Source organism: Bacillus mobilis, assembly GCF_001884045.1.
Classification (GTDB): Bacteria; Bacillota; Bacilli; order Bacillales; family Bacillaceae_G; genus Bacillus_A; species Bacillus_A mobilis.
On the sequence record NZ_MACF01000046.1, the window covers coordinates 393,980 to 409,644 of the forward strand.

Consider the following 15,665-nt stretch of genomic DNA (forward strand, 5'->3'; position numbering starts at 1 on the left):
ATGTTAGAGTTTGATACTACTCAAGATCAATTAGCGAATATAAAAGTTATCGGTGTCGGCGGTGGCGGAAACAATGCTGTAAACCGTATGATTGAACACGGTGTACAAGGTGTAGACTTTATCGCTGTGAATACTGATGCACAAGCATTAAATCTATCAAAAGCTGAAACAAAAATGCAAATTGGTGGAAAATTAACACGTGGACTTGGTGCAGGTGCAAACCCTGAAGTAGGGAAAAAAGCTGCAGAAGAAAGTAAAGAACAGATCCAAGAAGCACTTCGTGGTGCAGATATGGTCTTCGTAACTGCTGGTATGGGCGGCGGAACTGGAACTGGTGCAGCTCCAGTTGTTGCCCAAGTTGCAAAAGAATTAGGTGCATTAACAGTTGGTGTTGTAACACGTCCATTTACATTTGAAGGACGCAAGCGTGCAACACAAGCAGCATCTGGTATTGCGGCATTTAAAGAAAATGTAGATACACTTATTGTAATTCCAAATGATCGCTTATTAGAGATTGTTGATAAAAATACGCCGATGTTAGAAGCATTCCGTGAAGCAGATAACGTATTACGTCAAGGTGTTCAAGGTATTTCTGATTTAATTGCAACACCAGGTTTAATTAACTTAGACTTCGCAGACGTAAAGACAATTATGTCTAATAGAGGTTCTGCTTTAATGGGTATTGGTTCTGGTAATGGAGAAAATCGTGCTGCTGAAGCTGCGAAAAAAGCGATTTCTAGTCCATTATTAGAAACATCTATTGATGGAGCTCAAGGTGTTATCATGAATATTACGGGTGGAGCTAACTTAAGCTTATATGAAGTACAAGAAGCGGCAGACATTGTAGCTTCAGCTTCAGATCCAGAAGTAAATATGATCTTCGGTTCTGTTATTAATGAAGGATTAAAAGATGATATCGTTGTAACTGTAATTGCAACTGGTTTTGATGATAGTGCTGCGACGCAGCCACCAAAACCAATTATCCGTCCGACTGCGAATCACACGCAACAACAGCAACAGCAAGTAGCTCAACCTTCAAAACAACGTGAAGTTAAGCGTGAAATGAAACGTGAAGAGCCGGTTGTGCATGAGCGTCATACAGATTCAGATGACATCGATATTCCAGCATTCTTACGTAACCGTCGTAGACGATAAAAGAAAAGGAGCTTTCATGCTCCTTTTTTGTTTTATAAAGGAAAAAGATCTGCTAAGCAGGTCTTTTTTTATTTTGTATATTTCGATTTATCCAGCTGTTTTTCGGGCAGTAAGCCCCCAATCTGAAAATTCGGCGAAAGCAAACAAGTATAGTATTCTATGAAACATATACTTTTATTTTTTACCGACAGATTCTGTCTAGAAAGCACAAAATAACAAAAAAACACCTCCGCAAATTGACACACTTTCCTATTGGATATGCATTATACTAGTCTCAACTCAAAAAAAGAGGTGAATTGTTTGGTTGTTTACGCCGACGTTGTTTGGTTGCTAAACGCCTGCATTGATTTTCTTTTACTTTTATTAACAGCTACCGTGTTAAAAAAGAAGATCAAAAGATGGAGGCTTGTGTTAGGGGCATTTATAGGTTCAACCATTGTTATTTTTGCCTTTACTCCTTTTGCTTCTATGATGACACATCCAATTATGAAACTACTGTACTCGTTACTAATTGTGTATACAGCATTTGGGTTTACAACGTTTAGAAATTATGCACAAACTGTTTTTACTTTTTACTTTGTAACCTTTATGGTTGGCGGAGGGTTAATTGGCACTCATTTCTTTTTGCAAACGAATGAAATGGTAAATGGATTGGTTCAATCTCAATCCATTTCTTATGGTGATCCAATTAGCTGGTTGTTTGTCGTTTTTGGTTTTCCAGTAATTTATTATTTTTCTAAAAAGCGTATTGAAAGCGTAGAGGTTACAAAAATACACTATGATCAAATTGTGAAATTGAAAATTCAATTAGCTGAAGAGGAACTAGAACTTGCAGGTTTAATTGATAGTGGGAACCAACTTTACGACCCGTTAACAAAAACACCCGTTATGATTATGCATATTTCATCATTAGAACATTGCTTGCCAGCGTGGTTAACAGAACAAATTTATTCCAAAACAGAGATTCCTCAAATACCAGAGAATGATTCTGGGTGGGCGACAAAATTACGATTAATTCCTTTCCGAGCAGTAGGAGTAGAGAGTCAATTTTTATGGGCCGTTAAGCCAGACAGTGTGCAAATTGATTATGAAGGTAGTTCTATTGTAGTCAGCAAAGTATTGATTGGATTAAATACACAACAGTTGTCAACCAATGGAGAGTATCAATGTATTGTGCATCCGAAAATGTTAATTTCGCAAAAAGTAGTAATTGCTTAATAATGGGAGGCGGGATAATATGATGAAATTAAAATTTTATTTAGTATACCTTTGGTATAAAGTATTGTTGAAATTAGGAATTAAGACCGATGAAATTTATTATATTGGTGGAAGTGAAGCGTTGCCACCACCGTTAACGAAAGAAGAAGAGGAAGTTCTTTTGAATAAATTGCCAAAAGGAGATCAGGCAGCAAGGTCGTTACTGATTGAACGAAACTTACGGCTAGTTGTATATATAGCAAGAAAGTTTGAAAATACAGGGATAAATATTGAAGATTTGATTAGTATTGGAACAATCGGCCTTATTAAAGCGGTTAATACATTTAATCCAGAAAAGAAAATAAAATTAGCAACGTATGCCTCACGTTGTATAGAAAATGAAATTTTAATGCATTTGCGCCGAAATAATAAAAACCGATCAGAAGTTTCTTTTGATGAACCGCTTAACATCGATTGGGACGGGAATGAACTTTTATTATCGGATGTATTAGGTACAGACGATGATATTATTACAAAAGATTTAGAAGCTACTGTAGATCGTCATCTTCTAATGAAAGCATTGCATCAATTAAATGATCGTGAAAAACAAATTATGGAACTCCGGTTTGGGCTTGCTGGCGAAGAGGAAAAGACGCAAAAAGATGTGGCAGATATGCTTGGGATTTCACAGTCATACATTTCGCGTTTAGAAAAAAGAATCATAAAAAGATTACGAAAAGAATTTAATAAAATGGTGTAAAGAAGAAGACCAGCCGTTATCTAGGCTGGTCTTCTTCTCTTTCGTTGTATGGGAAGAGACAACGAAAATGAAAAATGAAGAGAAAACCGCATGCATAAAATCCCCTCCAAAGGAAATACTTTACACTGTACAGCAACTCCCGATAGGAGGGAACACTTTGACGAGAAACAAAGTAGAAATTTGCGGTGTTGATACAGCTAAACTTCCCGTACTAAAAAATGATGAAATGCGTAAATTATTTCGTGAAATGCAAAGTGGAGAGATAAGCGCAAGAGAGAAATTAGTGAATGGAAACTTACGTCTTGTACTGAGCGTCATCCAAAGATTTAATAACAGAGGAGAATATGTTGACGATTTATTTCAAGTTGGTTGTATCGGACTTATGAAATCCATTGATAATTTTGATTTAGGCCAAAATGTAAAATTTTCAACGTATGCTGTGCCGATGATTATTGGGGAAATACGCAGATATTTGCGTGATAACAATCCGATTCGCGTATCTCGATCATTACGAGATATTGCGTATAAAGCGTTACAAGTAAGAGAGAAATTGATTGCAGAAAATTCAAAAGAACCAACAGCAATGGATATTGCAAAAGTGCTTGAAGTGACTCATGAAGAAATTGTTTTTGCTTTAGATGCGATTCAAGATCCAGTTTCATTATTTGAGCCGATTTATAACGATGGGGGAGATCCTATTTTTGTTATGGATCAGTTAAGTGATGAAAAACAAAAGGACGAGCAGTGGGTTGAAGAGTTAGCATTGAAAGAAGGAATGAAGCGTTTAAATGATCGTGAGAAAATGATTATTCGAAAACGTTTCTTCCAAGGAAAAACACAAATGGAAGTCGCAGAAGAAATTGGGATTTCTCAAGCGCAAGTGTCACGTTTAGAGAAATCGGCTATTAAACAAATGAATAAGACGATTCAAGGATAAGGTTTCACCATTTATGGTGAAACCTTTTTATATGTAATATAGTTTGTCTTCGCTCATAGTAGGGAAGTTGTGTTCATATAATGAAAATCATATGGGGTTAGTAGAGGTGCTTCCTGTAAATTTGAGAAACGGTGTTTTTTCAATTCGTCATATATAAGGGAGAGGATGAAAGTGATAAGAATTTCGGAGTTGCAGATGAAAGAGATAATAAATGTTTCGGATGGAAAAAGGCTTGGAAATATTGGAGATATCGAAATTGATATAAACACAGGGAAGATCGGGTCTATTATTATTTCCAAACAGGCACGCATGTTAGGGATTTTTGGGAAAGATGTAGAAATTGTAATTCCTTGGAAGGAAATTGTGAAAATTGGGGAAGATGTCATACTTGTTAGAGTAAATCCGGTTAATTCTGTAACAGAATCAATACAAACACCGACAATTTCATAAAGAATATTACAAATTCCTCTTTTTTTTCTGTTGGGATTATGAAAAAATAAAAGTATGGTAAAATAGACAGGAAGTACCATGCTTTTTTATGTTATTTTAATTAAAAAGGGGTCGCTTTGTTATGAGAGAACCATTTAAATATGTGGACGGTATACTGTATTTACAAGCGTGGAAAGAACTTGGAAACATTACTGCTGGATTTACGACAAAAGATGATGGGATAAGTACGGGCTCCTTTCATGCGATGAATTTAGGATTACATGTGAATGATATCGTGGAGAACGTTCATGAAAACAGACGTATTTTAGCAAATAAGTTACAAAAACCATTAGAAAACTGGATTTGCTCTGAACAAGTTCATGATCATCATGTTGAAAAAGTAGGACAACAGGAAAAAGGAAGTGGCGTCTATTCATATGAAGACGGTATTTCAAAAACAGATGGCATTTATACGACTGATAATGATGTTCTTTTAACATCATGTTACGCGGATTGTGTTCCACTCTATTTTTATGCGCCATCACATGGTATGATAGGACTTGCGCATGCTGGATGGAAAGGGACTGTAAAAGAGATTGCAAAGGAAATGATTCAAAAATGGAATGCAGAAGGGATTTCAAGTGATGAAATTCATGTTGCAATTGGACCAGCAATTGGATCTTGTTGTTACGTTGTTGATGATAGAGTGTTAACAGCAGCAGAGCAAGTAGTAAACGGTTCTGTCCCTTATAAAAAAATTTCTGATGGGCAGTACGCAATTAATTTAAAAGAAATTAATCGTATATTATGTGTGCAAGCAGGCATAAAAGAAGAGAATATTGTAATGTCATCTCTTTGTACAAGCTGTGAAGAGCAACTATTTTTCTCTCATCGCCGTGATCAAGGTAAGACAGGGAGAATGTTGAGTTTCATAGGTTTTAAGGAGGAAGAAAGCAAGTGACAGTACAAAAAAATTTAACAACTGTAAACGAAGCAATTAAACAATCTTGCGCACGAGCAGGACGTTCGTTGCAAGATATTAAACTCGTTGCAGTTACAAAAACGGTAGGAATTGAAAAGACAAACGAAGTAATTGAAGCTGGAATTATTGATTTAGGTGAAAATAGAAATGAAGGTTTCTTACAGAAGTACGAACATTTCGGTTCAAAAGTGAATTGGCATTTTATTGGATCATTACAAACGAGAAAAGTAAAAGAAATCATTAATGAAATTGATTATTTACATTCGTTAGATCGCCTTTCACTTGCAAAAGAAATTCAAAAACGTGCTGATAAGAAAGTGAAATGTTTTATTCAAGTGAAAACATCATCTGAAGAATCAAAGCAAGGATTGGCAATAGAAGAAACTATTTCTTTTATTCAAAGTTTGCAAGAACTGGATAAGATTGAAGTGGTTGGACTAATGACAATGGCTCCGTTTACAGAAGAAGAGGAAGAAATCAGACGCTGTTTTAAGGAGTTACGTAAGCTACAAACAGAGGTGCAGGAGCTAGAGTTATTACATGCGCCATGCAGAGAGTTATCAATGGGAATGTCCAATGATTACACGATTGCAATTGAAGAAGGTGCTACATATATTCGTTTGGGGACGATTTTAGTAGGAAAAGCGTAAAAGGAAGGAGAAACTTATTATGAGTTGGTCAAAAGTAAAATACTTCTTTTTTGATACACCGGAAGAAAAAGAAGCAGCTCAATATAGTTATGAAAAGGAGCAAACAGACATGAAGAAGCAGCAAGATCCGCCAGAACAACAAGATGTTACGTTTCCAAAAGCGCAACCGAAACAAAATGTTGTGAGCATTGAAACGGCAAAGCAATCTTCAAAAGTTGTTTTATTAGAACCACGCACATATTCAGAGGCGCAAGGGATTGCGGACCATTTAAAAGGTAGACGAGCTGTTGTAATTAATTTACAACGAATGTCTACTGATCAAGCTGTACGTATCGTTGACTTTTTAAGTGGTACTGTATACGCTATAGGCGGGGACATTCAAAAAATAGGACCGAAAACATTTATGTGTACCCCTGAAAATGTAGATATTGTTGGTGCAATTTCAGAGTTATTCGGTGAAGAAGAAGACACAAATATAAAGAGGTGGTAATACGCCATGGAAACAGTTTTAAGGCTTTTAGTTTATGCTATCGAGATTTACTCGTGGGCACTTATTATTTACATTCTCCTATCATGGTTCCCGGGTGCAAAGGAATCAACTTTTGGAGATGTTCTTGCGCGTATTTGTGAACCGTATTTAGAACCATTTCGCAGATTTATCCCGCCGCTTGGTATGATTGATATCTCTCCACTCGTTGCGATTTTTACATTAAAGCTTGCTACGAAGGGTTTAGTAAGTATATTCGGCTATTTCTTATAGTAAGAGGTTAAATACATGAGCATCTATGAACATTTCAGACCCGATGAAGAGGTCTTTGTGGATAAGGTGTTAGAGTGGAAGCGAGTAGCGGAGTACCATCAAGTGAAGTTAACAGACTTCCTTGATCCAAGACAACAACAAATTGTCACTATGGTGATAGGACAAGGGGATGTTTCTGTACAGTTTGATGGTGCAACGCCTCATGCGGAGCGCAAAAGAGCACTCATTTATCCGGACTATCTAGTAGTAAATGAAGAAGAATTTCAAGTAGAAGTATTGGAAATTGACTATCCTTCCAAGTTTTATACGCTAGAACATAGGCAAATATTAGGTACATTTATGTCTCTCGGTTTAACGAGAGACAAGTGTGGTGATATTTTGCTTCAAGAAGATCGTGCCCAAATTGTAGTCGCAAAAGAAGTTGTATCTTATATTGAGATGAACTTACAATCTATAGGGAAAACGAAAGTTTCCTTATCGCCAGTGCAAGGAGAAAAAATTCTACAGATGCAAGAAACATGGGGAGAGAAATCTGGAACGGTTTCTTCACTTCGTTTAGATGTTATGTTAGCTGAAATGTTACATATATCCAGACAAAAAGTACAACCTTTCATAAAAAATGGTTTAGTAAAAGTGAACTGGAAAACAGTGGAGCAAACTTCTTATGAATGTTATCCAGGAGATGTTTTTTCAGTGAGAGGATATGGCCGAAGTAAATTGTTTTCTGTAGAAGGTAGAACAAAGCGCGACAAATGGAGAATTTTGTATGGTATACTAAAATGATTGGTTTTTTAGAAGGAAATCCTCCTATTTTGTCGAAGAAAAGATATAATTGAAAGAGGAAATTTAGATAATTACTTGGAGGTGGCGTTGTGCCGTTAACACCATTAGATATTCATAACAAAGAATTTGGTCGCGGATTCCGTGGCTATGATGAAGATCAAGTAAATGAGTTTCTTGATCAAATTATCAAAGATTATGAATTAGTCATTCGTGAGAAAAAAGCTTTAGAAGAAAAAGTTGCGCAATTAGAAGGAAAGTTAGATCATTTCTCTAATATTGAAGATACGTTAAACAAATCGATCGTTGTTGCACAAGAAGCAGCGGAAGAAGTAAAACGTAATGCGCAAAAAGAAGCAAAATTAATCGTACGTGAAGCTGAAAAGAATGCAGACCGTATTATTAACGAAGCGTTAGTAAAATCAAGAAAAGTTGCTTTTGATATTGAAGAGCTAAAGAAACAAGCGAAAGTATTCCGCACTCGTTTCCGTATGTTACTAGAAACACAGCTTGAAATGTTAAACAACGATGATTGGGATAAACTAATTGAGCTAGAAGACGAAGTAGATGAACTGTTGAAAAAAGAAGAAACAGTGTAAGCTTGACGTTTTTCTCATTATTACATATAATTTTAAACAACATATTTATTAAGAAAAACGAAGATAGGGATAAGTACCTTTTCATACCTTATATAGCGAACTGAGGATGGTGTAAGCTCAGGATAAGGAGATAATGGGAATATCACCCTGGAGTTCCGCGCTGAACAAATAGAGTAAGCGTAGGCGTATATTCGCGTTAAGAATATAAAGAGGATTGTATACATATGTATAGGATCTACTAGGGTGGTACCGCGGGAGACTTTCTCGTCCCTTTTTGGGATGAGAAGGTCTCTTTTTTATTCCGTTTTTTAAGTGTTTCTTTTATACATGTAAGGAGGAATTGAGCATGGAGTACAAAAATACATTACTAATGCCAAAAACAGAGTTCCCAATGCGTGGGAATTTACCAAAACGTGAGCCTGCAATGCAAGAACAGTGGGCTGAAATGAATATTTATGAAAAGGTACAAGAACATACGAAAGGTCGTCCTTTATTTGTATTGCATGATGGCCCTCCATATGCGAATGGTGACATTCATATGGGACATGCGTTAAATAAAGTGTTAAAAGACTTTATTGTTCGTTATAAATCAATGACTGGTTACTGTGCACCATATGTACCAGGTTGGGATACACACGGTTTACCAATTGAGCAAGCTTTAACAAATAAAGGTGTAAAGCGTAAAGAAATGACAGTTGCTGAGTTCCGTAAGTTATGTGCAGAGTATGCATATGAACAAGTAGAACGTCAACGTGAACAATTTAAGCGTTTAGGTGTACGTGCTGATTGGGATAACCCATACATTACTTTAGAGCCAGCTTATGAAGCGCAACAAATTAAAGTGTTTGGTGATATGGCGAAAAAAGGTTATATCTATAAAGGGCAAAAACCAGTTTATTGGTCTCCAACGAGTGAATCTGCTTTAGCAGAAGCTGAAATTGAATACCAAGATAAAAAATCAGCATCTATTTACGTAGCATTCCCTGTAAAAGACGGAAAGAACGTATTAGAAGGTGATGAGAAATTCATTATCTGGACAACAACACCTTGGACGTTACCTGCAAACTTAGGTATTTCTGTTCACCCAGAACTTGAATACGCTATTGTAAAAGTAAATGATGAAAAATATATTATTGCTTCTGAACTATTTGAGACAGTTGCAAAAACGTTAGAGTGGGAAAATACTGAAGTTGTGAAAACGGTAAAAGGTAGCGAACTTGAGTATACAGTTGCAAAACATCCATTCTACGATCGTGATTCATTAGTTATGCTAGGAGATCACGTAACAACAGATGCAGGTACAGGTTGTGTTCATACAGCACCAGGACACGGGGAAGATGACTTTGTTGTTGGTAAAAAGTATGGATTAGAAGTACTTTGTCCAGTTGATGATAAAGGTGTATTAACAAATGAAGCACCTGGATTTGAAGGCTTATTCTATGATAAAGCTAACAAGCCAATTGCAGAGAAATTAGAAGAAGTAGGCGCGTTACTGAAATTAACATTCATTACGCATTCATACCCACATGATTGGAGAACGAAAAAACCAATTATTTTCCGTGCGACAGCACAGTGGTTTGCATCTATTGAAGCGTTCCGTAAAGAATTATTAGAAGCAGTTGCGGAAACAAAATGGGTACCAGCATGGGGAGAAACTCGTCTTCATAATATGGTTCGTGACCGTGGTGACTGGTGTATTTCTCGTCAGCGTGCATGGGGTGTACCAATCCCTGTATTCTATGCAGAGAATGGCGATCCAATTATTACAGATGAAACAATTAACCATGTAGCAGATTTATTCCGTGAGCACGGTTCTAACGTATGGTTCGAGCGTGAAGCGAAAGATCTATTACCAGAAGGATTTACACATACAGGTAGCCCGAATGGTGAATTCCGTAAAGAAACAGACATCATGGATGTATGGTTCGATTCAGGTTCTTCTCACCAAGCGGTATTAGAAGAGCGCGATGACTTACAACGTCCAGCTGATTTATATTTAGAAGGATCTGACCAGTACCGTGGTTGGTTTAACTCTTCATTATCAACAGCAGTTGCTGTAACAGGTAAAGCTCCATATAAAGGCGTACTAAGCCATGGTTTCGTATTAGATGGTGAAGGACGTAAAATGAGTAAGTCGATTGGAAATATCGTCGTACCGAAGAAAATTATGGATCAACTAGGCGGAGACATTTTACGCTTATGGGTATCTTCAGTTGACTATCAATCTGATGTACGTATTTCAGATGATATTTTAAAACAAGTAGCAGAAGTGTATCGTAAAATCCGTAACACATTCCGTTTCTTATTAGGAAACTTAGATGACTTTAAGCCAAGTGAAAATACAGTAGCTGTAGCTGAACTTCGTGAAGTAGATCGTTACATGTTAGTGAAATTAAATGACTTAATTACAAAAGTAAAAGAAGCATATGAAACATACGACTTCGCTGCTGTATATCATGCAATTCATAACTTCTGTACAATTGATTTAAGTTCATTCTACTTAGACTTTGCAAAAGACATTTTATACATTGAAGGTGCAAACCATGAAGATCGTCGTGCAATTCAAACTGTATTATATGATGTTCTTGTTGCGTTGACGAAACTTGTAACACCAATCTTACCGCATACGGCTGATGAAGTATGGCCATACGTTCCAGGTGTAACAGAAGAAAGTGTACAATTAACTGATATGCCAGAAGCTGTACAATTAGATGGTGCGGAAGAATTAAAAACAAAATGGGATGCATTTATGACATTACGTGATGATGTATTAAAAGCGTTAGAAGTAGCTCGTAATGAAAAAGTAATCGGTAAGTCATTAAATGCAAGCATTACACTATATCCAACTGCAGAAATGAAAGCTATGTTAGAGTCTATTAGTGAAGACTTAAAGCAATTATTCATCGTCTCTGAGTATAAACTTGGTGGCATGATGGAAGAAGCGCCAGCAGATGCGCCGAAGTATGAGCATACAGCGGTTGTTGTTGCTCAAGCAACTGGTGAAACATGTGAACGTTGTTGGGTAGTTTCAGAAACAATTGGTAAAGATGCTGAACATGAAACATTATGTGAGCGTTGTGCAACAGTTGTTAAAGAAAACTATGTAAAATAATAAAAAAACTGACTGTGCCTAAGTGCAGTCAGTTTTTTTTATTGACGATATATTGAAATAACTTTCACTCTCTTTCCTATGAAGGAAAAATGTGTGTGAGGTAAGCATAGAAATTTCGGACACACTAATCGTACATTGCAGCTGGGAGGAATGTACACGTGAATGAAATGTATATGGAAATCAAAGAAGAATTGCAATTGATGCGAAAAGAGTTACAAGAGAGGCTAGCTAAAGAGGTCATGCACAAATATGATACAGAGTTTAGCGAAGAGCTTGGATATGAAATTAAGGAAGAGATAAAGAAAAAACTCCTATTACATGATATAAAAGAGGACTTAAAAGATGTAGAACGTGCATTATTTAAAATGGAAATAGATATGTATGGTATTTGTGAAGAGACAGGGAGAGTAATCTCGGTAAAACAAATGAAGACGATGCCGACTGCCCGTACCATTCATGAATTTTTCTATGAAAAAGTAAATGTATGAATGCGCACAACGATATTATATTACCTTTTTTTAATTTATTTTATTCTTCTATAAAGGTTCATTGTGAAAAGGTTGCAGCTATGCTAAAATTTTGAGGTACACTGTCTTTGTGGGGGAAATGAAAATGATATATTATGTAATAGCGTTATTTGTCATTGCCATCGATCAAATATCGAAATGGCTAATTGTAAAGAACATGGAATTGGGTACGAGCATTCCGATTATCGATAATGTATTATACATAACATCACATCGGAATAGAGGAGCTGCCTGGGGGATTTTAGAAAACAAAATGTGGTTCTTCTACATTATTACAGTCGTTTTTGTAGCATTTATCGTAATTTATATGAAAAAATATGCGAAAACAGACAAACTTCTAGGAATTTCATTAGGTCTAATATTAGGCGGAGCAATTGGTAATTTCATTGATCGTGTATTTAGACAAGAAGTAGTGGATTTCATTCACGTGTATATTTTCTCGTACAACTATCCAGTATTTAATATAGCTGATTCAGCATTATGTATTGGTGTTGTATTAATTATTATTCAAACATTATTAGAAGGCAAGAAAACGAAGGAGTAATTGAATGAGTGAAGTAGTACAAGTAACAGTTGCAGAAGAACAAAAAAGCGAGCGAATTGATAAATTCGTTGCAGAAATAAACAGTGAATGGTCACGTTCACAAGTACAACAATGGATTAAAGATGATGTTGTTACAGTTAATGGAAAGTCGGTAAAAGTGAATTATAAAGTTAGAGAAAACGATGAAATTACAGTAACGATTCCTGATCCAGAAGAGTTAGATATTCAAGCAGAAGATATGAACTTAGAAATTTATTATGAAGATGCAGATGTACTCGTTGTTAACAAGCCGCGTGGTATGGTTGTACATCCAGCACCAGGTCATACAAGTGGTACGCTTGTGAACGGTCTTATGCACCACTGTACAGACTTATCAGGCATTAACGGTGTAATGCGTCCAGGTATCGTGCATCGTATTGATAAAGATACATCAGGCCTATTAATGGTTGCTAAAAATGATGTGGCGCATGAATCACTTGTAAATCAACTTGTAGCAAAAACAGTAACAAGACGTTACAAAGCGATCGTACACGGTGTTATTCCGCATGATAAAGGAACTATCGATGCACCAATTGGTCGCGATAAGAAAGAGCGTCAAAGCATGACGGTTGATGAAAATGGTAAGAATGCTGTTACGCACTTCCAAGTGTTAGAACGTTTTAAAGACTTTACACTTGTAGAATGTCGCTTAGAAACGGGACGTACGCACCAAATTCGTGTTCATATGAAATATATTGGTTATCCACTTGCTGGAGATCCAAAGTATGGTCCGAAGAAAACATTAGACATGAATGGACAAGCGCTTCACGCAGGTATTTTAGGATTCGATCATCCTCGCACGGGTGAGTATATTCAGTTTGAGGCACCGATTCCAGAAGTGTTTGAAGATGCATTAAATATTTTAAGAAAATAGTATTGACAAATCATAAGAAAACTGAGATACTGACAACAGTTAAATAATGATCCTTTAACACAGCCCCGTGAGGTTGAGAAGGTAACGGTTTGAAATACATAGGGTATGCTGTACCCTTTTTTCAAAAGTCCTCTCGCACACGCTGAGAGGACTTTTTTTATACCATTACTCTCACGCAAGAAAAAAAGCTTGGAGGTGTAGAGCATGCAAGAGAAAGCAGTCGTTTTAGATGACCAAATGATTCGCCGCGCTTTAACACGAATTAGTCATGAAATCGTGGAACGAAATAAAGGTGTCGATAATTGTGTTCTTGTCGGAATTAAAACTCGTGGAATTTTTATTGCACAACGTTTGGCAGAACGAATTGGTCAAATTGAAGGAAAAGAAATGGAAGTTGGAGAGCTAGATATTACGTTATATCGTGATGATCTAACACTACAATCAAAAAATGAAGAACCACTTGTAAAAGGTTCTGATATCCCTGTAGATATTACGAAGAAAAAAGTTATCCTTGTAGATGATGTATTATATACAGGAAGAACAGTTCGAGCAGCAATGGATGCTCTTATGGATTTAGGTAGACCATCACAAATCCAACTGGCGGTTCTTGTTGATAGAGGTCATCGTGAACTACCAATTCGCGCTGATTATGTAGGGAAGAATATTCCAACATCAAGTGAAGAGCGTATCGAAGTTGATTTGCAAGAGACAGATCAACAAGATCGAGTAAGCATATACGATAAGTAAAGCCCTTTTAAATGTAGTCCTGTGAGGCTGCCAAAGGGTCTTGGCTTTCATATGTCAAATTTGGCATACGAAAGTGTAGGACTCTTTGTGCACAGGCACAAAGAGTTTTTTTATTGCAAAGAATTAAACTGAAGGAGGATGTAACAATGGAACAAAAGCCAGTGTTAGACGTTAATGAAGTACCGAAACCGGGAAAATGGTTATTTTTAAGTATACAACATTTGTTCGCGATGTTTGGATCAACAGTGCTGGTTCCGTTTTTAACAGGATTGAATCCGTCAGTAGCATTAATATCAAGTGGATTAGGAACGCTAGCGTTTCTTCTTATAACGAAAGGTCAAGTACCTGCCTATCTAGGATCATCATTCGCCTTTATCGCACCGATAATAACAGCGAAAACAGCAGGTGGACCTGGAGCAGCAATGCTCGGTGGTTTGTTAGCGGGACTTGTGTATATCTTAATTTCACTCGGAATTAAGAAGTCAGGATCACAGTGGATTATGAAATTACTTCCGCCAATCGTAGTTGGTCCAGTAGTAATGGTAATCGGTCTAGCTTTAGCACATACAGCAGTTAACATGGCGATGAACGGTGCGGATGGCAAATATAGCTTTACACACTTTTCAGTAGCGTTAGTAACATTAGCAATTACAATTATCTGCTCTATATTCGGAAGAGGGTTTTTCAGTATCATACCAGTGTTACTGGGCATTATCGGCGGATATATCTTCGCTTACTTCCAAGGGCTAGTAAACTTAAAGCCGATAGCTGAGGCAAAATGGTTTGTTGTACCAGATTTCACAGTACCATTTGTAACATATACTCCGGAATTTTCGTGGAAGATTGTACTCTTGATGGTACCAGTTGCACTAGTAACAATTTCAGAGCATATCGGACATCAAATTGTACTTGGAAATGTTATTAAAAGAGATTTAATTGAAAAACCAGGTTTACACCGTTCAATCTTCGGTGATGGAGTAGCAACATTAATCGCATCACTTATCGGTGGACCACCGAATACAACGTATGGTGAAAACATCGGTGTGCTAGCAATTACGAGAGCATACAGTGTATACTTATTCATCGGTTCAGCAGTGTTCGCAATCATGTTCGGGTTTATCGGTAAGATTTCTGCACTGATTCATTCGATCCCAACACCGGTTATGGGTGGTGTATCAATCTTACTATTCGGTGTAATCGCATCAAGCGGATTACGCATGATGGTAGATGATAAAACAGACCTAAGTGACAAACGAAACTTAATGATTGCATCAGTAATACTAGTAATCGGTATTGGTGGAGCGGTACTTCACGTAGGAGAATCGTTCCAAGTAGAAGGAATGGCACTAGCAGCAATTGTAGGTGTACTGTTAAATCTACTACTACCAGAAACGAAACAAATAACACAATCTAAGCAGATTGCTTCATAATAATAACCTTTTAATTCAGTCCTGTGAGACCGGAAAGGGTGGCTTCTTTCTTGCACCCTAGTCTCACATGACTAGGGTATTTTTATACAAAGGTTGTTATAAATATACAAAAGTGGTAACATAAAAATCAGAAAGATGAGGGA

General features: G+C 36.8%; 17 protein-coding genes and 1 other annotated feature. All 17 genes read left to right on the forward strand.

The genetic code is table 11. The annotated features are described in order from the left end of the window. Complete coding sequence (gene ftsZ, locus BAQ44_RS07240; RefSeq protein WP_000888981.1) at window positions 1–1,155, forward strand: cell division protein FtsZ; 1,155 nt, start codon at window positions 1–3, stop codon at window positions 1,153–1,155. Window positions 1,156–1,455: 300 nt separating this feature from the next. Continuing rightward, window positions 1,456–2,373: a sigma-E processing peptidase SpoIIGA gene (spoIIGA, locus tag BAQ44_RS07245; RefSeq protein WP_061678244.1), complete on the forward strand. Its 918-nt coding sequence runs from the start codon at window positions 1,456–1,458 to the stop codon at window positions 2,371–2,373. 19 nt (window positions 2,374–2,392) lie between these two features. Further along, entirely contained in the window at window positions 2,393–3,112 is a 720-nt protein-coding gene (gene sigE, locus BAQ44_RS07250) for an RNA polymerase sporulation sigma factor SigE (RefSeq protein WP_000976947.1), read from the forward strand. 157 nt (window positions 3,113–3,269) lie between these two features. Beyond that, entirely contained in the window at window positions 3,270–4,049 is a 780-nt protein-coding gene (gene sigG / locus BAQ44_RS07255; protein WP_000197753.1) for an RNA polymerase sporulation sigma factor SigG, read from the forward strand. Between the two features lie 165 nt (window positions 4,050–4,214). Further along, window positions 4,215–4,499 carry a YlmC/YmxH family sporulation protein gene (locus BAQ44_RS07260; RefSeq protein WP_033665236.1) on the forward strand — a complete coding sequence of 95 codons (285 nt, stop codon included), beginning with the start codon at window positions 4,215–4,217 and terminating at the stop codon, window positions 4,497–4,499. A 121-nt stretch (window positions 4,500–4,620) separates the two neighbouring features. Further along, a complete protein-coding gene (gene pgeF / locus BAQ44_RS07265) occupies window positions 4,621–5,439 on the forward strand; it encodes a peptidoglycan editing factor PgeF (RefSeq protein ID WP_063260450.1) in 819 nt (272 codons plus the stop codon). Continuing rightward, window positions 5,436–6,110 (forward strand): YggS family pyridoxal phosphate-dependent enzyme, encoded by a 675-nt coding sequence (locus tag BAQ44_RS07270; RefSeq protein WP_063260449.1) that lies wholly within the window; start codon window positions 5,436–5,438, stop codon window positions 6,108–6,110. Before pgeF ends, BAQ44_RS07270 begins: the two co-directional genes overlap by 4 nt. A gap of 19 nt (window positions 6,111–6,129) precedes the next feature. Continuing rightward, the gene (locus tag BAQ44_RS07275) at window positions 6,130–6,600 is read left to right on the forward strand and encodes a cell division protein SepF (protein WP_000119136.1); all 471 of its coding nucleotides are present in this window, start codon (window positions 6,130–6,132) and stop codon (window positions 6,598–6,600) included. A 6-nt stretch (window positions 6,601–6,606) separates the two neighbouring features. Further along, on the forward strand, window positions 6,607–6,870 hold the full coding sequence (locus tag BAQ44_RS07280; RefSeq protein ID WP_061678240.1) for a YggT family protein: 264 nt from the start codon (window positions 6,607–6,609) through the stop codon (window positions 6,868–6,870). 15 nt (window positions 6,871–6,885) lie between these two features. Beyond that, window positions 6,886–7,653, forward strand: coding sequence for a YlmH family RNA-binding protein (locus BAQ44_RS07285; protein WP_071721356.1), 768 nt, complete (start codon window positions 6,886–6,888; stop codon window positions 7,651–7,653). Window positions 7,654–7,742: 89 nt separating this feature from the next. Then, entirely contained in the window at window positions 7,743–8,249 is a 507-nt protein-coding gene (gene divIVA / locus BAQ44_RS07290) for a septum site-determining protein DivIVA (protein ID WP_001131611.1), read from the forward strand. A gap of 51 nt (window positions 8,250–8,300) precedes the next feature. Next, window positions 8,301–8,524, forward strand: a binding site (T-box leader). A 71-nt stretch (window positions 8,525–8,595) separates the two neighbouring features. Continuing rightward, a complete protein-coding gene (gene ileS2 / locus BAQ44_RS07295; RefSeq protein ID WP_061678238.1) occupies window positions 8,596–11,361 on the forward strand; it encodes an isoleucine--tRNA ligase in 2,766 nt (921 codons plus the stop codon). 158 nt (window positions 11,362–11,519) lie between these two features. Beyond that, entirely contained in the window at window positions 11,520–11,849 is a 330-nt protein-coding gene (locus BAQ44_RS07300) for a TraR/DksA C4-type zinc finger protein (RefSeq protein WP_001004659.1), read from the forward strand. A 124-nt stretch (window positions 11,850–11,973) separates the two neighbouring features. After that, window positions 11,974–12,432, forward strand: coding sequence for a lipoprotein signal peptidase LspA (gene lspA, locus BAQ44_RS07305; protein WP_000642179.1), 459 nt, complete (start codon window positions 11,974–11,976; stop codon window positions 12,430–12,432). A 4-nt stretch (window positions 12,433–12,436) separates the two neighbouring features. After that, window positions 12,437–13,345: an RluA family pseudouridine synthase gene (locus BAQ44_RS07310; RefSeq protein WP_061678237.1), complete on the forward strand. Its 909-nt coding sequence runs from the start codon at window positions 12,437–12,439 to the stop codon at window positions 13,343–13,345. Window positions 13,346–13,549: 204 nt separating this feature from the next. Then, the gene (gene pyrR / locus BAQ44_RS07315) at window positions 13,550–14,092 is read left to right on the forward strand and encodes a bifunctional pyrimidine operon transcriptional regulator/uracil phosphoribosyltransferase (protein ID WP_001156490.1); all 543 of its coding nucleotides are present in this window, start codon (window positions 13,550–13,552) and stop codon (window positions 14,090–14,092) included. A gap of 146 nt (window positions 14,093–14,238) precedes the next feature. Continuing rightward, window positions 14,239–15,522 carry a uracil permease gene (gene uraA / locus BAQ44_RS07320; RefSeq protein WP_063260446.1) on the forward strand — a complete coding sequence of 428 codons (1,284 nt, stop codon included), beginning with the start codon at window positions 14,239–14,241 and terminating at the stop codon, window positions 15,520–15,522. Window positions 15,523–15,665: the final 143 nt, after the last annotated feature.